General features: G+C 70.7%; 18 protein-coding genes and 2 pseudogenes. 17 read left to right on the forward strand and 3 right to left on the reverse strand.

All coding sequences use genetic code 11. From position 1 onward, the window contains the following. Nucleotides 1-51: 51 nt before the first annotated feature. The 15 genes and pseudogenes from ABZ857_RS21560 (at nt 52) to ABZ857_RS21630 (ending at nt 14,669) form a co-directional block, all read left to right on the forward strand. Nucleotides 52-1,265 (forward strand): annotated as a pseudogene (locus ABZ857_RS21560) (IS701 family transposase). Between the two features lie 195 nt (nt 1,266-1,460). Then, a pseudogene (locus ABZ857_RS21565) lies at nt 1,461-1,967 on the forward strand (aldehyde dehydrogenase family protein); the annotation flags it as partial. A 188-nt stretch (nt 1,968-2,155) separates the two neighbouring features. Further along, the gene (locus ABZ857_RS21570) at nt 2,156-3,847 is read left to right on the forward strand and encodes an IS1182 family transposase (protein WP_357045487.1); all 1,692 of its coding nucleotides are present in this window, start codon (nt 2,156-2,158) and stop codon (nt 3,845-3,847) included. A 128-nt stretch (nt 3,848-3,975) separates the two neighbouring features. Then, nucleotides 3,976-4,494, forward strand: a complete 519-nt coding sequence (locus tag ABZ857_RS21575; protein WP_357045489.1) for a MaoC family dehydratase — start codon at nt 3,976-3,978, stop codon at nt 4,492-4,494. Next, nucleotides 4,494-5,654 carry an acyl-CoA dehydrogenase family protein gene (locus tag ABZ857_RS21580; protein ID WP_357045490.1) on the forward strand — a complete coding sequence of 387 codons (1,161 nt, stop codon included), beginning with the start codon at nt 4,494-4,496 and terminating at the stop codon, nt 5,652-5,654. Before ABZ857_RS21575 ends, ABZ857_RS21580 begins: the two co-directional genes overlap by 1 nt. Then, nucleotides 5,651-6,094, forward strand: a complete 444-nt coding sequence (locus ABZ857_RS21585; protein ID WP_357045492.1) for an HIT family protein — start codon at nt 5,651-5,653, stop codon at nt 6,092-6,094. Before ABZ857_RS21580 ends, ABZ857_RS21585 begins: the two co-directional genes overlap by 4 nt. A gap of 91 nt (nt 6,095-6,185) precedes the next feature. Beyond that, entirely contained in the window at nt 6,186-7,091 is a 906-nt protein-coding gene (locus tag ABZ857_RS21590) for a haloalkane dehalogenase (RefSeq protein ID WP_357045494.1), read from the forward strand. 98 nt (nt 7,092-7,189) lie between these two features. After that, a complete protein-coding gene (locus ABZ857_RS21595) occupies nt 7,190-8,368 on the forward strand; it encodes a histidine kinase (RefSeq protein ID WP_357045496.1) in 1,179 nt (392 codons plus the stop codon). Further along, a complete protein-coding gene (locus ABZ857_RS21600) occupies nt 8,365-8,787 on the forward strand; it encodes a Uma2 family endonuclease (protein ID WP_357045559.1) in 423 nt (140 codons plus the stop codon). The genes ABZ857_RS21595 and ABZ857_RS21600 overlap by 4 nt, the downstream gene beginning before the upstream one ends. Before the next feature lie 109 nt (nt 8,788-8,896). Then, entirely contained in the window at nt 8,897-9,646 is a 750-nt protein-coding gene (locus ABZ857_RS21605; RefSeq protein WP_357045498.1) for a LytTR family DNA-binding domain-containing protein, read from the forward strand. A gap of 18 nt (nt 9,647-9,664) precedes the next feature. Beyond that, on the forward strand, nt 9,665-10,096 hold the full coding sequence (locus ABZ857_RS21610) for a hypothetical protein (RefSeq protein WP_357045500.1): 432 nt from the start codon (nt 9,665-9,667) through the stop codon (nt 10,094-10,096). A gap of 72 nt (nt 10,097-10,168) precedes the next feature. Further along, complete coding sequence (locus ABZ857_RS21615; RefSeq protein ID WP_357045502.1) at nt 10,169-11,644, forward strand: cation acetate symporter; 1,476 nt, start codon at nt 10,169-10,171, stop codon at nt 11,642-11,644. A gap of 219 nt (nt 11,645-11,863) precedes the next feature. Then, complete coding sequence (locus ABZ857_RS21620; RefSeq protein WP_357045504.1) at nt 11,864-12,208, forward strand: DUF485 domain-containing protein; 345 nt, start codon at nt 11,864-11,866, stop codon at nt 12,206-12,208. Continuing rightward, a complete protein-coding gene (locus ABZ857_RS21625) occupies nt 12,205-13,815 on the forward strand; it encodes a cation acetate symporter (protein WP_357045506.1) in 1,611 nt (536 codons plus the stop codon). The genes ABZ857_RS21620 and ABZ857_RS21625 overlap by 4 nt, the downstream gene beginning before the upstream one ends. A gap of 254 nt (nt 13,816-14,069) precedes the next feature. After that, a complete protein-coding gene (locus tag ABZ857_RS21630) occupies nt 14,070-14,669 on the forward strand; it encodes a helix-turn-helix domain-containing protein (protein ID WP_357045509.1) in 600 nt (199 codons plus the stop codon). Nucleotides 14,670-14,825: 156 nt separating this feature from the next. Here the strand turns inward: ABZ857_RS21630 and ABZ857_RS21635 are convergent, their stop codons facing one another. The 3 genes from ABZ857_RS21635 to ABZ857_RS21645 form a co-directional block, all read right to left on the reverse strand. Then, complete coding sequence (locus tag ABZ857_RS21635; RefSeq protein ID WP_357045511.1) at nt 14,826-16,436, reverse strand: wax ester/triacylglycerol synthase family O-acyltransferase; 1,611 nt, start codon at nt 16,434-16,436, stop codon at nt 14,826-14,828. Between the two features lie 490 nt (nt 16,437-16,926). After that, nucleotides 16,927-19,089 carry a choice-of-anchor P family protein gene (locus ABZ857_RS21640; RefSeq protein ID WP_357045561.1) on the reverse strand — a complete coding sequence of 721 codons (2,163 nt, stop codon included), beginning with the start codon at nt 19,087-19,089 and terminating at the stop codon, nt 16,927-16,929. A gap of 565 nt (nt 19,090-19,654) precedes the next feature. After that, nucleotides 19,655-20,482 carry an SAM-dependent methyltransferase gene (locus tag ABZ857_RS21645; RefSeq protein ID WP_357045512.1) on the reverse strand — a complete coding sequence of 276 codons (828 nt, stop codon included), beginning with the start codon at nt 20,480-20,482 and terminating at the stop codon, nt 19,655-19,657. Between the two features lie 225 nt (nt 20,483-20,707). Between ABZ857_RS21645 and ABZ857_RS21650 the strand changes: the two genes are divergently transcribed. Both ABZ857_RS21650 and ABZ857_RS21655 read left to right on the forward strand, forming a co-directional pair. Then, nucleotides 20,708-21,613 carry a helix-turn-helix transcriptional regulator gene (locus ABZ857_RS21650; RefSeq protein WP_357045514.1) on the forward strand — a complete coding sequence of 302 codons (906 nt, stop codon included), beginning with the start codon at nt 20,708-20,710 and terminating at the stop codon, nt 21,611-21,613. Between the two features lie 132 nt (nt 21,614-21,745). Beyond that, entirely contained in the window at nt 21,746-22,027 is a 282-nt protein-coding gene (locus tag ABZ857_RS21655) for a transposase domain-containing protein (RefSeq protein ID WP_357045516.1), read from the forward strand. Nucleotides 22,028-22,034 lie beyond the last annotated feature (7 nt).

Consider the following 22,034-nt stretch of genomic DNA (forward strand, 5'->3'; position numbering starts at 1 on the left):
GTGGCCGACAGCGTAGACCCTGACCACTGGATCGTCACCCTCAATGAGCTGATGACGCGGATCGCGCATCGGTTCGGCCGCATCGAGCCGCGTCGCGCGGCGAACGCCTACGTCCGGGGCCTGCTGTCCGGCGTCGAGCGGAAGAACTGCTGGAACCTGGCCGGACACGCCGGGCTGAACGGCACGCAGACCATGCAGCGCCTGCTGCGCACCGCGCGCTGGGACGCCGAGGCCGTACGCGACGACGTCCGCGGCTACGTGAGCGAACACCTCGGCGGCGATGGAGTGCTGATCGTCGATGAGACCGGCTTCCTCAAGAAGGGCTGCCGATCGGCCGGGGTGCAACGCCAGTACACCGGTACGGCCGGCCGGATCGAAAACAGCCAGGTCGGTGTGTTCTTGGCCTACGCCACCCCGCGCGGGCGGGCCTTGATCGATCGCCGTCTGTACCTGCCTGAGCACTCCTGGCGGGCCGACCAGAGCCGGTGTCGTTCCGCCGGGGTGCCGGACGAGATCGCCTTCGCCACCAAACTCGCCCTGGCCGCGCAGATGATCGCCGCCGCGTTGGACGCCGGGATCGACGCGCCCTGGGTGACCGGTGATGAGGTCTACGGCCAGGACCCGCGCCTGCGCGCCCTGCTCGAAGCGCGGCAGGGTGCTGGTGATCGCGGGCACGATCCGGGTGCGGTGCGAGGGCCTCGACTGGCAGGCCGCCCAAATCGCCGCGCACGTCCCCGATGCGCACCGGCACCGCTACAGCGCCGGGCGCGCGCCAAAGGGCACCGCTGGTATGCCTGGGCCTGGACCCGCATCGACACCCACCGGCCCGGTCACCGGTGGCTGCTGATCCGCCGCAATGTGGCCACCGGGGAACTGGCCTTCTACCGCTGCTACGCACCCCGGCCGACACCACTGGCCGCCCTGGTGCGCATCGCCGGCATCAGCTGGACGGTTGAGGAGTCCTTCCAGGCCGCCAAGGGCCAGGTCGGGCTGGACCACTACCAGGTCCGCAGCTGGGACGGCTGTATCGCCACATCACGTTGGCGATGCTCGCCCTGGCCTTCCCCGCGGCCCTGGCCGCCTCCCAGCCCGACGACGACCACGAACATCTGCCCTTGACCATGCCCGAGATCCGCCGCCTGCTGGCCGCCCTCACCCTCACCCGACACCGCCGGACCGAGGAGATCCTGCACTGGTCACACTGGCGACGCCGCCATCAAGCCACCGCCCGCCGATGCCACTACCAGCGAAGATCCCAACCATGATCTCAATGTGTCACTGGAGTACTAGGTGTTGCGGGGCATGACGTTGGTGACGGCTGACGGAGCCTAAGCGCGGAGACGGGTCTTTCAGCGGCAGGATGAGAAGTGCGACCAACACATCCGCCAAGCAGAAAGACCTGTCCGTGTCACACCCGTGATGCCCCGCTGTCCGTCGACGGCCACGGCCGGCTCGTCGCTGCCATGGTGCCGATGTGGTTCTTCCCGGCCGCGATCGCCGCGGGAAACACCGTGGTGCTCAAGCCCTCGGAGAAGGTCCCGACCGCTGCCCTGTGGCTGGCGGAACTGTGGAAGGATGCGGGCCTTCCCGACGGCGTCTTCAACGTCCTCAACGGCGACAAGACCGCCGTCGACGCCCTGCTCACCAGCCCGGACGTCAAAGCGATCTCCTTCGTGGGATCGACCCCGATCGCCCGGTACGTCTACGAAACCGGTACCGCACACGGAAAACGCGTGCAAGCACTGGGCGGAGCGAAAAACCACATGGTGGTCCTCCCGGACGCCGACCTTGATCTCGCCGCGGACCAGGCGATCAACGCCGGCTTCGGCTCAGCAGGCGAACGCTGCATGGCAATCTCCGCACTCGTCGCGGTCGGCGACATCGCCGACACCCTCGTCGAAAAGATCGCCCAGCGCGCCAAAGCGCTGAAAGCCGGCGACGGGCGACGCTCCTGCGACATGGGCCCCCTCGACCTTGCTGGCTAACTCGCGACACGCGGGCGATGGTTCGTGATCAGGGCAGTTGTGTCCGGGGTCATGCCGTACGCGGCCGTATTTCACCCCCGTTATCGGCTGCGGATGGAGTTAACCGATGTCGCTGCAGCCGAGATCGTGGCCCGAACCCGTGCCCCGAGGTCGCGCGGGCGGTCCGGGCCATGTACCGGGGCAAGCGGCAGCCGCCGTTGCCGGTCCGGGTCCGCGACGAACTCGGCGAACTGTTCGCCGACGCCCACTTCGCGGGCGCGTTCGGGGCTGAGGGCAAACCCGGCTGGTCACCCGGCCGGCTGGCGTTGATCACCGTGTTCCAGCGGGTGGAGAACCTGACCGACCGGCAGGCCGCCGAGGCCGTCCGCGCGGACCTGAGCTGGAAATACGCGCTCGGCCTGGAGTTGGACGACCCTGGGTTCGACGCATCGGTGCTCAGCGAGTTCCGCTCCCGCGTGGTCGCACACGGGCTGGAGGAACTGGTCCTGGACCTGCTGGTGACCGCCCTCATCGAGCGGGGTCTGCTCAAGGCGGGCGGCAAGCAGCGCACCGACTCCACCCATGTGATCAGCGCGGTGCGGGATCTGAACCGGCTGGAGTTGGCCGGCGAGTGCGTGCGAGCGGCGTTGGAAGCATTGTCAGCCGCCGCGCCGCGCTGGGTGCAGGAGATGCTTGACCTGCCCGGATGGGCTGACCGCTACCGGTCCCGGATCGATTCGTGGCGGTTGCCGGCCTCGGAGACCAAACGCGAGGAACTGGCCCGCGCCTACGGCAGCGACGGGTACGCGCTGGTCGCGGCGGTTTATGCGCCGTTCTCCCCGGCCTGGCTGCGGCAGGTGCCCGCGGTCGACGCGCTGCGGGTGATGCTGATCCAAAACTATGTGCGGACCACCGGCAACAGCGGGCGGGAGGTGGTCAAGCGGCGGCGGCCCCTCGATGACGGCGGAGAGGGACTACCGCCCGGCAGATGGCGTCTGACCTCCCCCTATGACACCGATACCCGGTGGGCGGCCAAGGGTGATGACCTGTTCTGGAACGGTTACAAGGTCCACATCAGCGAGACCTGCCACGCCGACGCCGACGTTGTCGGGGACAACGACGGCACGGACGGCCAGGCGATCGCGCCGCCTAACCTGATCACGAACGTGGCGACCACGGACGCCACCGTGCCCGATGTGGCGACGACCGAGAAGGTCCATCAGGGGTTGCAACGACGCGGGCTGCTGCCACACGAGCACTATGTCGACTCCGGCTACGCCTCGGCGGAGCTGATCGTCGGCGCGTGCGAGGCCTACGGCTTGACACTCATTACGCCCGTACTCCTGGATCAATCGCCTCAGGCTCGCGCCCAGGCCGGGTATGACCGCACCGCGTTCACCGTCGACTGGGACAACCAGCGGGTGACCTGCCCCCAAGGACAGGCCAGCGCCTCGTGGAGCCGGTGCCTCCAGCGCGGCAGTGACGCAATCGTAGTCATGTTCCCCGCCACGTCCTGCCGCCCATGTCCGGTGCGTACGCAATGCACCACCTCCAAACGCGGCAGCCGCCAACTCACCCTCCGCCCGCAGGCCTTCCAGCAGGCCCTCGATTCCGCGCGCGCCGAGCAGACCAGCAAGCAATGGCAGGACAAGTACAAGATCCGCGCTGGTGTCGAGGGCACCATACGACAGGCCATCGCGGTCACCGGCATCCGCCGCGCCCGCTACCGCGGCATCAACAAGGTCCACCTCGAACACGTCTTCTCAGCGGTCGCCCTCAACCTCATCCGCCTGGACGCCTGGTGGAACGGACATCCGCTCGACCGAGGTCACACCAGCCACCTCGCCCGCCTTGAACTGGCCGAACTCGACCTAGCATCGTGAGAACGAGTTAGCCAGCAAGGTCATGGGCCTGGCCTACGACCTGCCGCCCCGCCGGGGCGGCGCTCACGCGGACGACGATGGGGCGTCCGGACCGTGACCGCCGGGAGGGGCCAGAATAGTATTCTGGTGTGACGGTCCATGAGGCCCGCATCGGGCGCTACTACGAGGACTTCGTGGTCGGCGACGTCTACCAGCACCCGCTCGGCCGGACGATCAGCGAGGCCGACAACACCTGGTTCACGTTGCTGACGATGAACACCAACCAGAACCACTTCAACGCGCACTTCGCCGCCCGGGCTCCGGTCGGGAAGATCATCGTGAACTCCGGGCTCTCGGTGGCGATCGTGCTCGGGCTGTCGGTGATCGACATCAGCCAGACGGCCATGATGAACCTGGGCTGGGACGAGATCCGGCTGACCCATCCGGTCTTCGTGGGCGACACGCTGTACGCCGAGTCGATCGTGGTGGAAAAGCGCGAATCGAGGTCCCGGCCGTACGCCGGCATCGTCACCTGCCGCACCCGGGGCCTGAACCAGGACGGGGACGAGGTGATGTCCTGGCGGCGCGCGGTGATGGTCTACAAGCGCGACGCGCCCCACGACAAGGGGTACTTCCCGCGTGCCAGGACCGGCCCGATGGAGGCCTGATGGACTTCGAGCTGAACGAGGAACAGCGGCTGTTCCGGCGGACGCTGCGCGAGTTCGTGGACAAGGAGATCGTCCCGGTCGCGTCCGAGTGGGAGCGCACGGGGCGCTACCCGGAGGAGATCGTCCGGCGGTTCGCGCAACTGGGGCTGTTCGGCATCACCGTCCCTGAGGAGTACGGCGGGCTCGACCTCGACCGGGTGTCGTTCGCCCTCGTCTTCGAGGAGATCGCCCGGGGCTGGATGGGCGTGGCGGGGATCCTCGGCTCCCACTCCCTGTCCACCTGGATGATCGCCGAATACGGCACCGAGGAGCAGCGCCGCCACTACCTGCCCGACCTGGCCACGGGCGCCCGCCGCACCGGGATCGCGCTGACCGAGCCGGGCGCGGGCACCGACCTGCAGGGCATCGCCACCCGGGCGGTCCGCGACGGCGACCACTACGTCGTCACCGGGACCAAGACGTGGATCACCAACGCGCGGCACGCCGACCCGCTGCCCGTCCTGGTGAAGACCTCGATCGAGACGCCCGCCCATCGCGGGATGTCGGTGCTGCTGGTGGACGCCGGCAGCGAGGGCCTGACCGTCAGCCGCGACCTGCCCAAGCTGGGCTACAAGGGCACCGAGACGTGCGAGGTCGTCCTCGACGGCGTGCGCGTGCCGGCGTCGCGGCTGCTCGGCGGTGTGGAGGGCCACGGCATGCGGCAGGTGCTGTCGGCGCTCGGGCTCGGCCGCCTCAACATCGCCGCCCGGGCCGTCGGCGTCGCCCAGTGCGCCTACGACGCGGCCCTGAACTATGCCCGTGAGCGGCACGCGTTCGGGCAGCCGATCGCCGGTTTCCAGGCGATCCAGCTCAAGCTGGCCGACATGGCGACCGAGATCCAGGCGGCCAGGCTCATGACGTACTGGGCCGCGGTGCGGTCGGAGGCGGGGCCGGTGCGCAGCGAGGCCGCGATGGCGAAATACTTCGCCTCGGAGGTGGCCCTCAGGGCGACGATGGAGGCGATGCGGATCCATGGCGGGTACGGCTACTCGCAGGAGTTCGTGGTCGAGCGTCTCTACCGGGACGCGCCGCTCATGGCGATCGGGGAGGGCACCAACGACGTGCAGCGGCTGATCATCGCCAAGGCCCTCGTCGAGGGCGACGCCATGCTCGGCTGGTGACGGTGGACGGCTGCGTTTTCTGCGAGATCGCGGCGGGGGAGCGGCCCGCCCACGTGGTGCTGGACGACGAGGTCGCGGCGGCCTTCCTCGATACCCGGCCGGTGTTCAAGGGGCACGTGCTCGTCGTGCCGCGCGGCCACGTCGAGACCCTGCCGGACCTTCCGCCTGAGGAGGTCGGGCCGTTCTTCGCCCGGGTCCAGGCCGTCGCGCGAGCGGTCGAGGCGGGCACGGGCGCGGCCGGCACGTTCGTCGCGATGAACAACCGGATCAGCCAGAGCGTGCCCCATCTGCACGTCCACGTCGTGCCGCGCAACCGCAAGGACGGCCTGCGCGGCTTCTTCTGGCCCCGCGTGAAGTACGACGGGGACGCCGAGATCGAGGACTACACCGCCCGCATCCGCGCCGCGCTGGACGAGCCTCCCGCGGCCGGACTCCGCTGAGACCGTCTCCCGGGCCCGACCGCCTGCCCTCCGTCCGAGGCGCAGAGCACGCCGAACCCGTTCGCGAATCTACGACGTAAAGGCAGAGAGCATGGACTTTCTCCGCACCCCCGAGGAACGCTTCGCCGACCTGCCCGGCTTCCCCTACGAACCCCGCTACGCCGAGGTGACCGGAGGCGCCCGGATGGCGTACGCCGAGGCGGGGCCGGCGGACGGCCCGCCGGTGCTGCTGCTGCACGGGGAGCCGAGTTGGTCGTTCCTCTACCGCCACGTGATGGCCGTGCTGGCCGCGGCGGGCTGCCGGGCGATCGCCCCCGACCTGGTGGGCTTCGGCCGCTCGGACAAGCCGTCCCGTCCGGAGGACCACACGTACGCCCGGCACGTGGAGTGGGTGCGGTCGCTCGCCTTCGACGCGCTCGACCTGCGCGGCGTGACGCTGGTCGGCCAGGACTGGGGCGGGCTGATCGGGCTGCGGCTCGTCGCCGAGCACCCGGACCGCTTCGCCCGGGTCGTCGCCGCCAACACCGGCCTGCCGACCGGCGACATCCCGATGCCCGAGGTGTGGCACCGATTCCGGGAGGCCGTCGAGAAGGCGCCCGTGCTCGACATCGCCCGGTTCGTCCAGTCGGGCTGCGTCACCGAGCTGTCCGGGCCCGTACGGCGTGCCTACGACGCGCCGTTCCCCTCCGAGGAGTTCAAGGCGGGGCCGCGGGCGATGCCGGGCCTGGTGCCGATCACCCCCGGCGACCCCGCCGCCCCCGCCAACCGCGCCGCCTGGCAGACCCTCGTCACCCTCGACCTGCCGTTCCTCGTCGCGTTCTCCGACCGCGACCCCATCACGGGCGGGATGGCGCCGATCCTGAAGAAGTCCATGCGCGGCGCGGCCGGGCTCGACCACCCCGTCATCGCCGGCGCCGGCCACTTCCTGCAGGAGGACGCGGGCCGCGAGCTGGGTGAGGCCGTCGCCGCGTTCGTCCGCAAGACGCCCGCCCGGTAGGCCCGGGGAACGGGCGGCCGTGCGCCCCGGCGCGCGATGAGGACCGTTCACCGCCGCGCCGGCGGGCGGGCGGCGGGCGCGGAGTAGGCTGCGGCGGCGTGGAACCGGTCGTCACCGCGCTCGTCGTCGCCGTCCTGGTCGCCGTGCCGGCGGTCGTGCTGTGGCGGGTGCTGCGCGGCCGGCGCGACCTCGGCAGCAGCCCCGCCGAGCGGGCGACCTTCGAGACGCTGCACACCGCGTCGCTCGCCGCGCCGCCGCTGCGCGCCGGGCTCACCCAGGCCGGGGCGCTCAAGGCGTCGCGGCACCTGCGCGAGCTGCTCGGATCCCCGGCCATCGCCATCACCAACGGCGAGGAGTTGCTCGTCTACGACGGCGCGGGCGACCACCACGCCGCCGAGGCGTTCGAGCACGCGGCGGAGACGCTGAAGGACGGCCGCACGCAGGTGCTGGCGCTCGACTGCCCGCGGCCCGAGTGCCCCGTCAGGCACGCCGTCGTCGTCCCGCTCACCACCGACGACCGCGTCGTCGGCTCGCTCGCGGCGTACGGCGACCACGCCTCGGCCGGGCTCGTGCGGGCGGCGCAGGAGGTCGCGCGGTGGGTCGACTCCCAGCTGGAGCTGGCCGAGCTCGACCGCTCGCGGACGATGCTGATGGAGGCGGAGGTCCGGGCGCTGCGGGCGCAGATCTCGCCCCATTTCATCTACAACTCGCTGACCACCATCGCGTCGTTCGTCCGCACCGACCCCGAGCGGGCCAGGGAACTGCTGCTGGAGTTCGCCGACTTCACCCGCTACTCCTTCCGGCGGCACGGCGACTTCACCACACTGGCCGAGGAACTGCGCTCGATCGACCGCTACCTCACCCTTGAACGGGCCAGGTTCGGCGACCAGCTCCAGGTCACGCTGCGCATCGCGCCGGAGGTGCTGCCCGTGGCCGTGCCGTTCCTGTGCCTGCAGCCGCTGGTGGAGAACGCCGTACGGCACGGCCTCGAGGCCAAGCCGGGCGTGGGCCGCATCACGATCGTCGCCGAGGACGCGGGCGCGGAGTGCGGCATCACCGTCGAGGACGACGGCGTCGGCATGGACCCGGAACGGCTGCGGCGGGTGCTCGCCGGGGAGGACCGTTCGGGCGCGGGCGGCATCGGCGTGGCCAACGTGGACGAGCGGCTGCGCCAGGTCTACGGCGACGAGTACGGCCTCGTCGTGGAGACCGCCGAGGGCGCCGGCACCAAGGTCACCGTACGGATCCCCAAATACCACCCCAGTGTCCGGGCCTGACCGATGACGCGGCAGAGGATGCCGGGCTGGATCTGATCACCATCGGGCCGGTCGACGTCGACGTCCCAGGTCCGCTGCCCGGCTACCGCAGCCCCGATCTCGTCACCGTGCCGGGCAGGGTGGCCGAGGGTGGCTACGACCTGCTCAAGGGGAAGGACGTTCTGATCGTCACCGAGATCACCGGCAAGGACGCGATCACCCGTGACATGATCACCAAGCGTCAGGTCTACGCGAGCATCGGCATCCCCTTCTATTGGGTGGTCCGCCTCGACCACGCGGAGCCGCGCCTCATCGTCTTCGAGCTCGCCGCGGGAGAGTATCGCGAGCGTCACGACGTGCGGATGGGTGAGCCGGTGACGCTCGACGAGCCGTTCCGGGTGACGCTCGACCCCAGGGCGCTGCTCCGCCGTCCGGGCTGACCTCGGACCGCCGCGATCCCAGCCGTGATGCGGTCGTGATGGGGAGGCGTTGACTTACCGACGTTGTGGTCATCACTCTCTAGGGGATCGGTCGGTGAAAGGGGTGATCGTGAGCGGTCTGCGGGTTCTGGCGGTGGACGACGAGCAGCCCGCGCTGGAGGACGTCGCCTACCTGCTGCGCGCGGATCCCCGCATCGGCGACGTGCTCACCGCCCGCGACGGGGCCGCCGCGCTCCGGCTGCTCGACCGCGCCATCGCGGACGGCAGGCCGGTGGACGCGGTCTTCCTCGACATCCGCATGCGCGGGCTCGACGGCGTGGTGCTGGGCCGGTTGCTGACCCAGTTCACCCGCCCACCGAAGATCGTTTTCGTGACGGCGTACGAGGACCACGCCGTGGACGCCTTCGAGCTGAAGGCCGAGGACTACCTGCTCAAGCCCGTACGGCCGGAGCGGCTGGCCGAGGCGATCCGCCGGGTGTGCGGCAGCCGGGGCGAGCCGGGGGAGGGGCCGCAGGCGGACACGATCCCGGTCGAGCTGGGCGGCGTCACCCGATTCGTGGCGAGCACGGAGGTGCGGTACGTCGAGGCGCAGGGCGACTACGCGCGGCTGCACACGGCGACCGGCAGCCACCTGGTCCGCATCCCGCTGGCCACGCTGGAGGAACGCTGGGCGTCGGCCGGGTTCCTGCGCGTCCACCGCAGCCACCTCGTCGCGGTCAAGCACATCGACGAGCTGCACATCGACTCGGGCAAGTGCGTGGTGCGGGTGGGGGACACCGAGATCCCGGTGAGCCGCCGCCACACCCGGGAGCTGCGCGACCTGCTCGTCCGCCGGGCCCGCAGGGGCCAGACCCGGTGAGCGGGCGGTGAGGGCGCGATGACCGGCAAGCCCCGCAGGGCGGCGGCCGGCACGCGCGGACAGGGCGAGGGGGCGGCGACGACCGGCAAACCCCGCAGGGTGACGGTGACCAGCCCGCGCACGGCGGCGGCCCGCAGGCCGCGGCACCCGCTCACCCGGGAGATCGACGAACAGACCCGCCTGGGCGAGGTCTACATGGGTTCCCTGGTGCGGACCCAGTTCCGCCTGGCGCTGTTCGTGTGCACCCTGCTCGCCTGCGTCGTGGGCGGGTTGCCGCTGCTGTTCCTGCTGGCCCCGGAGCTGCGCGAGGCCGAACTGTTCGGGCTGCCGCTGCCGTGGGTCGTTCTCGCGGGGCTGATCTACCCGGCGCTCGTCGGGGGCGCCTGGCTGTACGTGCGGCAGGCCGAGCGCAACGAGCGGGACTTCGCCGACCTCGTGGAACGTCGATGAGATCGGTACGCCGTGAGAACGGTACGCCGATGAGAGCGGTGCGGGCGGTACACGGATGAGGGCGGTGCGCCGGTGAGCCAGATCGCCGCCGTCGTCCTCGTGATGCTGGCGACCGTCCTCATCGGCGCCTTCGGCATCCGCGTGTCCCGCACCACGTCGGACTTCTACGTCGCCTCCCGCACGGTGTCGCCCCTGTGGAACGCCTCGGCCATCGGCGGGGAGTATCTGTCGGCGGCCTCCTTCCTCGGGATCGCGGGGCTGATCCTCACCTTCGGCGCGGACATGCTGTGGCTGCCGGTCGGCTGGACCGGCGGCTACCTCGTGCTGCTGGTGCTGGTGTCGGCGCCGCTGCGGCGGTCGGGGGCGTACACGCTGCCCGACTTCGCCGAGGCGCGGCTGGAGTCGATGGCGGTGCGGCGGCTGTCGAGCGTGCTCGTCGTGCTCATCGGCTGGCTGTACCTCATGCCGCAGTTCCAGAGCGCCGGGCTGGTCTTCCGTACGATCACCGGGGCGCCGCCGTGGACGGGCAGCCTGCTGGTGGCGGTGGTGGTCGCGACGAACGTGCTGTCGGGCGGCATGCGGTCGATCACGTTCGTCCAGGCGTTCCAGTACTGGCTGAAGCTGACCGCGCTGGCGGTGCCGCTCGCGTTCATGCTGGTGGCCTGGTGGTCCGACGGGACGCCGGGGCTCGCTCCGGGGGACGAGTGGGCGCTGCCGCTGCACGGCCGCGAGCATCCGGTCTACGAGACGTACTCGCTGATCCTGGCGACGTTCCTCGGGACGATGGGGCTGCCGCACGTGCTCGTGCGCTTCTACACCAACCCGGACGGCCGGGCAGCCCGCCGCACCACGCTCGTCGTGCTGACGCTGCTCGGCGCCTTCTACCTGATGCCCGCGGTGTACGGCTACCTCGGCCACGTCTACGGCATGCCGGAGAGCGACACCGTCGTCATCGCGCTGCCGGGGCGGCTGGTCGGCGGGCCGGTGGGCGAGTTCCTGACCGCGCTGGTGACCGCGGGGGCGTTCGCGGCGTTCCTGTCGACCTCGTCGGGCCTGACGGTGTCGGTCGCAGGCGTGATCGCGCAGGACATCCTGCGCGGCGGAGTGCGCGCGTTCCGCGTCGCGACCGTGCTCGCGGTGCTCGTGCCGTTCGCGCTCGCGGGTGTGGCCCGCTCGCTGCCGGTGGCGACCGTGGTGGGGCTGGCGTTCGCCGTGGCCGCCTCGTCGTTCTGCCCGCTGCTCGTGCTCGGCATCTGGTGGCGCAGGCTGACGACGGCGGGGGCGATGGCCGGGCTGCTGGCCGGGGGAGGGCTGGCCTGCGCGGCGGTCGTGATCACGATCACCGGCGGCCCGCACACCGGATGGGCGGGGTCGCTGCTGGCGGAGCCGGCGGCCTGGACGGTGCCCGTGTCGTTCACGGTCATGGTGGTGGTGTCGCTGCTGACGCCGTCGCGGGTGCCGCGTGGCGTGGCGCGCACGATGGTCCGCCTGCACACGCCGGAGACGCTGAACGTCGACCGCGGCGACTGGCGCCCGCGTTTCATGTAGCCCCGCGTTTCATGTAGCCCGGCGCTTCGCTGCGGCGGGCGTTTCATGTAACGCGGTGCGTGACCGCTCGGCGCGTGCAACCGACCACTCGTCGCACGGATGCGCCATGTGAACGAGCGGGCGGTACGGCTGGGCGACTCGGCGGGCGTCGGGACTCGTCGGCGGACGCGCCGCGCTCCTACGTTGAAGTGATCCAGATCACTTGCCGAAGGAGATCTTGTGACCGTCCAGCACGATCCATCGGTCTATGAGCGTATACAGGCGGGTGAGCAGTTCCAGGAGCTGCGCCGCCGCTACCGGTCCTGGGCCTTCCCCATGACCATCGCCTTCCTGGTGTGGTACCTGCTCTACGTGGTGCTGTCCGGCTTCGCCCGGGACTTCATGGGCACCAAGCTGTTCGGCAACATCAACGTCGCCCTCGTCTTCGGCGTGCTGCAGTTCGTGTCGACGTTCCTGATCGCCTGGGCGTACTCGCGGCACGCGGCGGCCAAGCTCGACCCGATCGCCGACGAACTGCGTGGCGGGGCCGAGAGCCGTGACGAGGTCGGGGAGGGCGCCAAGTGAGTCACGAGACGCTGTCCACGATCCTCTTCCTGGTCTTCGTCGCCGGCACGCTGGCGATCACATTCTGGGCCAGCCGCAACACCAAGAGCGCTTCGGACTTCTACGCCGGCGGGCGATCGTTCAGCGGGCTGCAGAACGGCCTGGCCATTGGCGGCGACTACATGTCGGCCGCGTCGTTCCTCGGCATCGCCGGCATCATCGCGCTGTCGGGCTACGACGGCTTCCTCTACTCGATCGGCTTCCTCGTCGCCTGGCTGGTGGCGCTGCTGCTGGTCGCCGAGCTCATGCGTAACTCCGGCAAGTACACGATGGCCGACGTGCTGGCCTTCCGGATGTCGCCGCGCCCTGTCCGTACGGCGGCCGGAGTGTCCACGATCGTCGTCAGCATCTTCTACCTGCTCGCGCAGATGGTCGGCGCGGGCGCGCTCGTCGGCCTGCTGCTCGGCGTGCACTCCGAGGCCGGCAAGATCTGGACGATCATCGCGGTCGGCCTGCTGATGATCATCTATGTCGTGTTCGGCGGCATGAAGGGCACCACCTGGGTGCAGATCGTCAAGGCCGTCATGCTGATGGTCGGCGCCGCGCTGATCACCCTGCTGGTGCTCGGCAAGTTCGGCTTCAACCTGTCCGGGCTGCTCGGCGACGCCGCCACCCAGAGCGGCAAGGGCGACGCCTTCCTCAACGCGGGCCTCAAGTACGGCACGGCCGCCCAGGGCACCTGGGGCAAGATCGACCTGATCAGCCTCGGCCTGGCCCTGGTGCTCGGCACGGCCGGTCTGCCGCACGTCCTGATCCGCTTCTACACGGTGCCCACCGCCAGGGACGCGCGCAAGTCGGTCCTGTGGGGCATCGGCATCATCGGCGTGTTCTACCTGCTGACGCTGGTGCTCGGCTTCGGCGCCGCCGCCCTGGTGGGCTCCAAGACGATCGCCGCGGCCGACAAGGCCGGCAACACGGCGGCTCCGCTGCTCGCCCAGAAGGTGGGCCAGGACATCTTCGGCGACGTCGGCGGCACGGTCCTGCTGGCGGTCATCGCGGCGGTCGCGTTCGCCACGATCCTCGCGGTGGTCGCGGGCCTGACCCTCGCGTCCTCCTCCAGCTTCGCCCACGACCTGTACGCCCACGTGTTCAAGCGTGGCGCCGCCACCGAGCGCCAGGAGGTCGTGGTCGCCCGCGTCGCCGCGTTCGTGATCGGCGCGATCGCGATCGCGCTGAGCATCTTCGCCCAGTCGCTCAACGTGGCCTTCCTCGTGTCGCTGGCCTTCGCGGTCGCCGCGTCGGGCAACCTGCCCGCGATCCTCTACAGCCTGTTCTGGAAGAGGTTCAACACGGCGGGCGCGGTCTCGGCCATCTACGGCGGCCTGATCTCCGCCGTGGTGCTGGTGATCTTCTCTCCGGTCGTCTCCGGAGCGCCGACGGCGATGTTCCCCGACGCCGACTTCCACCTGATCCCGCTGTCGAACCCGGGCATCTTCTCGATCCCGATCGGCTTCCTGTGCGGCTACCTCGGCACGATCCTGAGCAAGGAGTACAACGCGTCGAAGTACGCCGAGATCGAGGTCCGCTCGCTCACCGGCCTCGGCGCCGAGCAGGCCACGAGCCACTGACGCCGGCTCCCGGCCACACCTCGCCGGCCTCCCGGCGGTGCCACCCACCGCCGCCGGGGAGCCGGCGCCCCACGCGCCCGGCCGCGCGGGCGCTGTGACCCCATGGGCCCGCCTCCGCGGGCGCTGTGTCCCTATGCGCCCCGCTGCGCGGGCGCTGTGCCACCCTCCACCGGGGAGGACCGCGGCCGGGCGTATGCCTGCCCTGTCCCTCGCGTCATGGTGTTGGGGCACCCACTCTGGTTATGGTTCGGTCCGTGGACAGCCCTCTCCAGACCGCCAAGGCGTGGTCCCGCTCGCGGAGAAGGAAGCAGCCGCCCGACGGCGACGCTCGCACCCGCATCCTCGACGCCGCCGAGGAACTGTTCGCGGGCGGCGGCTACGAGGCCACGCCGACCGCGCGCATCGCCGAACTCGCCGGCGTGCCCAAGGGCCTGGTCTTCCACTACTTCCCCCGCAAGATCGACGTACTGATCTCGCTGGTGGACGAGCGCACCGTGGTGATCGAGGAGGAGGTCGAGGCGGTCCCCGGCGACGCGGCCGGAGCACTGTCGAGGCTCGCCCGCAGGCTGCCGCTGCGCGCGTCCCCCGCGATGCGGCGCATCCTGTTCCGGGAGGCCGACACCCACCTGTCCGTACGGGAGCGCCTGGGCCGCCTGAACGCCGAGATCATCCGCCGGGCCAGGTTCGCCCTGGAGCTCGCCCTGCCGGGCGGGCGCGGTGACGCCGCCCGGCTGGAGGCCGCCGCCGCGACCTTCGCCGCGGTCCTGCTGTACCAGGAGAGCATCTGCCTGCTCACCGGGCATCACATCGACCCCGACGCGGTCGCGGAGCTGATCGCCAACGCCCTGCACTGACAGGGCCGTGCCCCTTGCGCTCCTTCCCGGCACGCTCCGGCACGAGTGCATCTGGCGTGCCTCCGGCATGAGTGCTTCTGGCGTGCCTCCGCACGGGTGCTTCTGGCGTGCCTCCGGCATGAGTGCTTCTGGCGTGCCTCCGGCACGACCCGACGGTCAGGCGGGCACCATCTCCTCCCGCTCCTCCCGCTCCTCCCGCTCCTGCCGGGGTCGTACGGGAGCCGCGTCGTCGTGGGGGGCCGGGTCGTGGGGGGCCGGGTCGTGGAGGGCTTGGTCATGGGGGGCCTGAACGTGTGAGGCGTCATCGAGCAGGGCGAGAAGCTCGTCCATCGCCTCGCGCAGGTGGTCGATCATGCTCCAGACGTCCGGCAGCCGGGTCGGGCAGGCGACGACGCCGAAGTCCAGCCGGCCGTCGTACGACGCGCAGGTGATGCTGATCCCCCCGGTGGCGTCGGTGACCACCGACAGCGGGTGGTAGGCGAGCATACGGGCGCCGCACAGATACAGCGGCAGGCGAGGACCGGGCACGTTCGACACGATGAGGTTGACACCCGCCCCCGCGACCCCGGCGAGGCGGAACACCACCGGCGTGGCCAGCGCCGCGAAGGCGTTCGGCACCATCGCGCACACGTCGTCCAGCCAGGTGCGGTGGGAGACGGCGAAGCGCCGCTTGGCGGCGGCCAGCGCCGAGCGGACGGCCGCCAGGCGCTCCCTGGGGGAGGCGACGTCCGTGGCCAGCGGCGTGATCATGGCTGAGATCCGGTTGCCGACCCGCCCGTCCGCGGCGTCCGGGGACGACCCACCCGCGCCCGGCGATCGCAACGCCACCGGCACTGCGGCCACCAGCGGCCGGTCGGGCAGCGCGTCGTGGGCGACCAGCCAGCGCCGCAGCGCCGAGGCGCACAGCGTCATCACCACGTCGTTCGGGCCCATGCCGAAGGCCCTGGCCACCCTCCTGACCTCCGCAAGCGGTACGGAGCCGAAGGCGACCTCCCGCCTCCCGGAGATCGGGCCGTTGAACGGCGTACGCGGCGCGACCAGCGGCGGCGTCTCGGGCAGCGGGCGCGAGTCCCCCGCGAGCGCGCGGGCGGCCTGGGCCACGAGCCGGGCGTCGGGCAGCGCCGCCACCACCGGGATCGTGTCCAGGTCCGCGGCGGCGCGGGCGAGCGAGCACAGCGTCTCCACCGGCTGGACGATCGACCGGGTGATCGCTCCGGCGAGCATCGCGAGCAGCCCGGGCGGCTGCTGCGGCGCCGGGGCCGGGAGCGCCTCCACCCGGCGCGGCTGCGGCGACGGGTCGAGCAGCGCGGTCAGGATCTCCGAGCCCGACACGCCGTCGATCGCGCAGTGGTGCACCTTCGTGTAGAGGGCGCAGCGGCCGCCCTCCAGGCCGTGGATGAGGTGCGCCTCCCACAGCGGCCGCCGCCGGTCGAGCCGCCGCGCGTGGACGCCCGCCACGTACGCCGCCAGTTCCCGTTCCCCGCCGGGCGCCGGGAGAGTGGCCTCGTGCACGTGTGCGTCGAGGTCCACGTCCGGGTCGTCCAGCCAGTACGGCCGGTCGAGCCCGAGGGGCACGTCGGCCAGCCGCATCCGCAGCGGCGGGGCGAGGTGCAGCCGCTCGCGCAGCAGGGTGAGCAGCGCCTCCCTGGTCAGAGTGCCGGAGGGAGAGGTCGACGGGTCGAGTATGGCGACGCCCGCCACATGGGCCGCGGTCGTCGCCGACTCCACGCTCAGGAACTGCGCGTCGAGTGCCGTCAACTGGCGCATCTCGTCATCCTCCTGTTCACACCGCCCGATCCGCGGCCGATCCCGCGGCGGGTCCGCCGCCGGTCCGCCGCCGGTCCGCGGCCGCTGTCCTGGCACCGGTCGTCGCCACCCGGCGCCGGCCCGGCCGGGCGTCGTCCGCGGGGGGCCGCGTCGCCGCGGCGATCCCCCTGGCGCACGATAACCACCCGCCTGCGCACCGTGACCATCATCGCCCCGCCGCGTTACCGCCGCATTTCTCCCACGTGCCGCCGGGGGATGTTCAGGCGTCCCCGTGACTTCCCCGAGACGATCGGCGTCCCGGGCGGGGAGCGGCCCCGAGCCGGACGCGAGCGGCACGGTATCGCCCCATATCCGGGTCTGGACGTCCGTGTTCGCCGAGGCCGCGGGGCGCTCGGGTGTGCGACCCCAAGGTGCCTGAGGCCCGGCCGAGGCCGGGCGGAGCTACGGTGTTCCGCCCGGCCTTGGCGTTGATCGGTTCAGGTGGGTTGGGTCAGGGGCAGTTGCCGATATCGCTTTCGGAGGAGGCCAGGACGACGTTGGTCTTGGCCAGGCCGAGGGCGTCGACGGTGACGTGGACGGCGTTGACGGTCAGGCCCTTGTCGGGGGTGGTGAACGAGGTCTGCTCGTTGAGGACGAGCTTGACGACGCCGACGTTGACCGTGGTGTTCGGTTGGATATTGGTGGGTTCTGCGATGACCACCGTGTTGCCGACCTTGAGGAAGGCGATCGTGGTGGTTCCGGTGGATCCGGCGCAGGTGGTGGTGGAGCTGGACTTGATGGTCTTGAGGGTGATCACCGGGATTCCCGTGATCCCGATGGTGGTGTCGTCGATGGAGGCGGTGGCCACGGATTTGCCGGGGAATTCGGTGGTGGCGACCTGGGCGCACAGGGCGTGCGCGCTGATCAGTCCGCTGAGGGTTGCGGTGCAGGGCACCGAGGTGGTGCCGGTCGAGGTGGTGGAGACGGGGCCGGTGTCGGGGGTGCGTGCGATGTTGACCAGTTGGATGCCGGCCAGGGAGGCGTCGGCGGTCAGGCCGTAGGCCCGTCCGGTCAGCCGCTGCGGCGTGACGGTGACTTGTTCGTCGCTGCACGGTGAGGTGACGGAGTTGTTGTTGGCGTCGCCGCTGTAGGTGGCGGTCCACCGGTAGGTGCCGGCCGCGCCGATGGTCACGTTGCCGGACGCGGCGGTGCCGCTGCCGGACAGCGTGTCGCTGCGGGTGGCGATGGGCGTCGCGCAGGTGGTGTCGCCGGGGCCATACAGCGTGAATGTGACGGTGCCGGTGGGGTGGAACCCGCCGGAGACGGTGGCGGTGTCGGACACGACGCCACCGGCCGGCACGGATCCCGATGGTGTGGTGGCGATGCCCGGTGTGGCCTTGACGACCACGACCTGTTCGTCGCCACACTCGGAGGTGACCGGGTTGTTGGCGTCATCGCCGCTGTAGGAGGCCACCCACCGGTAGGTACCCACCCCACCCGCGGCGATATTGCCGGACGCGGCGGTGCCGCTGCCCGACACCGTCCCGGTACGAGTCGCGATGGGCGTCGCACAGTCGGTGTCACCAGGCCCGAACAGCTGGAACGTGACGGTGCCCGTCGGGTGGTACCCGCCGGACAGGGTCGCCGTATCAGAGACGTTCCCACCCGCGGGCACCTGGCCCGATGGCGTCGTGGCGATCGACGGGGTCACCTTCGGGACGTGTTCGGTGATCGTTTCAGTGAAGCCTGGTGACAGGACGCCGTTGAGCAGGAAGTCCACCTTGCAGGTGAGGGTGCTTCCCGGTACGGCTCCGGCCCCGACGGAGACGGTCTCGGTGAAGGTGGCGTCATCGCCGCTGGTCACCGTCCGGCTGCCCGGCGTCAGGGACACCGACAGGTTCGGGTCGCAGTCGCGCAGCTGGTGGGTGACCGTGACCGGCAGGTTGTGCAGGGCCGCCAGGATGGTGTCGCTGACCTCCGAGGCGTTGATGCCGGAGAACACCTGTCCACCCGTGGCGTTGGTGATCGCGGTCGCTTGCCCGGTCGAGTTCAGCCCGGACAGGTCGAACGCGAGCACGGTGATGTCGGCTGCCTGCAGGGCGCTGATCGCATCGGCCAGCGTATGGCCGTTGCTGGGGTCATGGCTGGGGGCGTCCCCGATCAGCAACACGATCCGAGAGCTGTTCGGCCGAAAGGCGACCGCCCCGGACGCGACCTGGAACAGACCGTTGACGCCGTCCTCGGGGTAGTCGCCGCCGCCCGTCGCGACCAGCGAGTTGAGACCGTTGGCGACGTCGGTCTGGTTGGCGGTCAGGTTCTGCGCCACCCGGAACGGCGTCGCGTCCCACGACACGTCCCTGTACTCGGCGACCGCGAACTGCGCGTCCGGCTGCGCCGACGCGACGTTGGACAGGATGGTGTTCGCATTGGTCTGCACGTTCGAGATGACCCCGCCCATGCTCCCTGTTGTGTCGATCAGGAACGTGATATCTGGCTTGGGGGGGATCGCCGGAGTGGACACGGTCTTGGCGATCGTCTTCGATTCGCCCGGGGCCAGGTTCAGCGTCACGTTCGCCGGGGTGACCCCGGGCGCGGCGGCCGCCGTCCCTACCCCGGCCGCCAGCATTGCACCGGCCACCACCACGCACACGGCGGCCTGTAATCTTCGCGTCATTCTCACGGTGTCATTCCTTCTGGCATGGCGTTATGCCACAACCAATTTGGGATCGCTGGCCGTGCGAAATTCCTGTGATTGCGTTACCCGGGGACGCCCTCTCCTCGTGTGCCGGCGCGAGTGGATACCAAATCGCATTGTTCGACAACCTCGGCGACCTTTTCAGCGGCAGCCGCTGATCAACGAGGCGGGTGTGGCCACGGTCATATGGTGACCGGTCGGCGAATAGATGTAAATAGGCCGTTTACGGCAAGTTTCCGACTGGCCGCAGTCGGCCACTCCTTGCCGGTGAGAGGCGCTCGCGCGAAGCGATGTCTGCCGAGATCTTTTTTAGGTTTGCCCGGCGAAATGGCTGATCCGGCACTTTGCCGCTGTAAAAAGAGCGGCCGTTTCCAGTTCTCCGGACCGTCTGAATCGCGGTTATGGGCATCGCTCCCGGCCACGGCTCCAGCGACCGAACCCTTTGTCGGCAGGCTCTTGGAGATCCCGGCCCGCCGACGGAAACCGGGCGAATGGTAATGCGATCACGCGCGGATTCCCGGGCCGAGACCCGGGAGCCGGTGGGTCAGGGCTTGCGTGCGACGCCCCCGAAGCAGGCCACCTCGCGGGGCTCGCCCCACGGGTTGTCCTCCGACCGCCATCGCGACACCGAGACGATGCCGGGTTCGAGCAGTTCCAGGCCGGTGAAGTAGCCCGCGATCTGCTCGGGGCTTCGCGGCGTGTAGGGGGTGGCGCCGCTGCCCGCGTTGTAGCGGCCCAGCGCCTCGACGTACGCCGGGTCGGTGTCGGAGCCGTCGTAGAGCGCGAGATAACTGCCGGAGGGCAGGGCCGTCAGCAGCCGGCGCACGATCTCCCGCGCCTCGTCGTAGTCGGCCACCAGACCGAGGATGCCCATCAGCATGAGCGCGGTCGGCCGCTCGAAGTCGAGCGTCCTGGCCGCCTCCCGCAGGATGTGGCCGGGGTCGCGCACGTCGGCCTCGATGTAGTCGGTGGCCCCCTCGGGCGTGCTGGTCAGCAGCGCCTGGGCGTGCACCAGCACCAGGGGGTCGTTGTCGACGTAGACGATCCGGGACGCCGGGGCCAGTCGCTGGGCGACCTCGTGGGTGTTGTCGACGGTGGGCAGGCCCGTGCCGATGTCGAGGAACTGGCGGATTCCCGCCTCGCCGGCGAGGTGTCCGACGGTGCGCACGAGCATCTGCCGGGACTGGCGGGCGATGTCGACCATCCCGGGGAAGACGGCCCGGATCCGTTCTCCCGCCTCTCTGTCGACGGGATAGTGGTCCTTGCCGCCCAGGAAGTAGTTCCAGACGCGAGCCGAGTGCGGCACGCTGCTGTCGATCCTGCGGACGTCGGGGTCGTCGGCTGGAGGAGTGTCGAGGGGAGTGTCACTCATGGGGGCCTCGGATCAGTCGGAACGGAGAGACGACCGCACCCGCGTCCGTGATCTCCGCTGTCGCTGGCGGATCGCGCGTCGCGCTCATCCTTTCCGATCAAGCTCCGGCACGCAACCGCATCGGCCGGGCTGAAAACGCGATTACGGACCCCGTTGGGCCGCTAGCATCCCGTCACCGGCAGCGTACGGCCGGCACCGGAAAGACCCGTATCGGGGAGGACAGGGATGATCTCGGCTCGACCGGAGGCTGCGACATCTCCGGACGGACAGCCGGTCCAGCCGAGGGGCGGGCCGACGGTGGTGCGCATGATGCTCGGCGCCCAGCTGCGCAGGCTCCGCGAGGCCAGGGACATCAGCCGCGACCAGGCCGGGAACGCCATCCGCGCCTCCACCTCGAAGATCTGCCGGCTGGAGCTGGGCCGCACCCCCTTCAAACGGCGCGACGTGGCCGACCTGCTCACCCTGTACGGCGTCGTCGACAGCGGGGAACGGGAGACGATGCTGGCGCTCGCCGAGCAGGCCGGCACCCCCGGCTGGTGGCACCAGTACAACGACCTGCTGCCCGGATGGTTCGAGGTCTACGTCGGGCTGGAGGAGGCGGCGGCCACCATCCGTACGTACGAGGTCCAGTTCGTGCACAGCCTGTTGCAGACCGAGGACTACGCGCGCGCGGCGATCCGGCTGCGGCATCGCGGGGCGCCGGAGGCCGACGTGGACCGCCGTGTCGGCCTGCGCATGCGGCGTCAGCGGCTCCTGGACCAGGGCGACGGGCCCCGGCTGTGGTCGGTGGTGGACGAGTCGGCGCTGCGCCGTCCCCTGGGCGGCCGGGCCGTGCAGCGCCGCCAGATCGAGCACCTGGTCGAGGCCGCCGCGCGTCCGAACGTCACCCTGCAGATCCTGCCCTTCCGGGCCGGCGGTCACCCCGCCGTGGGCGGCCCCTTCACCATCCTGCGGTTCGCCGAGCCCGACCTGCCCGACGTCGTCTACCTCGAACAGCTCAGCAGCGCGTTGTACCTCGACAAGCAGGAGGACGTGGACGACTACACCGCCGTGATGAACGACCTCAGCGTGCAGGCCGAGTCCGCCCGCGACACCGTGACCATGCTGCGCACGATCCTCAGTGACCTGTGATGCGGCGACCTGTGATGCGGCGACCTGTGATGCGTGGCCTGTGAGGCGGGTCGGCCCCGGCCCAGGTGGCGGGGAAGGCGCCGCCGTCCATCCGCGGGGTGAGGGCCGGCGTCCGTGTTCCACAGTCCGCATATGAGGCGTGACGCGGACGGGCGGCTCCCGGACTGGCTGTCGATCGTGGTCGTGGCGGCGTCCATCCCCCGGGAGGCCGTCGACCGGGCGCCGCTGGAGACGGGGCGGCAGGCCCGGAGGTCGGACGGCAAGCTGCCGCCGTGCCTCATGGTCTACTTCGCCATGGGGATGGCGCTGTTCTCGGACGGCGACTGCGCAGGCTCTTCCCACGGCTCCGCGGCGACTGGCTGCTCGTCGCAGGAACGGACTTCTTCGGCTGGCCCGACTGGTGCGGCGCGGTAGGGACGGG

Origin of the sequence: Microbispora sp. NPDC046933, assembly GCF_040644635.1 — a bacterium.
In the GTDB taxonomy this organism is placed as follows: Bacteria; Actinomycetota; Actinomycetes; order Streptosporangiales; family Streptosporangiaceae; genus Microbispora.

Bases quoted from the DNA above. Each gene is read 5' to 3' on its own strand.
- ABZ857_RS21570 (WP_357045487.1), top strand. From the start codon at position 2,156: ATGTACCGGGGCAAGCGGCAGCCGCCGTTGCCGGTCCGGGTCCGCGAC.
- ABZ857_RS21645 (WP_357045512.1), bottom strand. From the start codon at position 20,482: ATGAGTGACACTCCCCTCGACACTCCTCCAGCCGACGACCCCGACGTC.
- ABZ857_RS21650 (WP_357045514.1), top strand. From the start codon at position 20,708: ATGATCTCGGCTCGACCGGAGGCTGCGACATCTCCGGACGGACAGCCG.
- ABZ857_RS21610 (WP_357045500.1), top strand. From the start codon at position 9,665: ATGACCGGCAAGCCCCGCAGGGCGGCGGCCGGCACGCGCGGACAGGGC.
- ABZ857_RS21635 (WP_357045511.1), bottom strand. From the start codon at position 16,436: ATGCGCCAGTTGACGGCACTCGACGCGCAGTTCCTGAGCGTGGAGTCG.
- ABZ857_RS21590 (WP_357045494.1), top strand. From the start codon at position 6,186: ATGGACTTTCTCCGCACCCCCGAGGAACGCTTCGCCGACCTGCCCGGC.
- ABZ857_RS21655 (WP_357045516.1), top strand. From the start codon at position 21,746: ATGAGGCGTGACGCGGACGGGCGGCTCCCGGACTGGCTGTCGATCGTG.
- ABZ857_RS21580 (WP_357045490.1), top strand. From the start codon at position 4,494: ATGGACTTCGAGCTGAACGAGGAACAGCGGCTGTTCCGGCGGACGCTG.
- ABZ857_RS21640 (WP_357045561.1), bottom strand. From the start codon at position 19,089: ATGACGCGAAGATTACAGGCCGCCGTGTGCGTGGTGGTGGCCGGTGCA.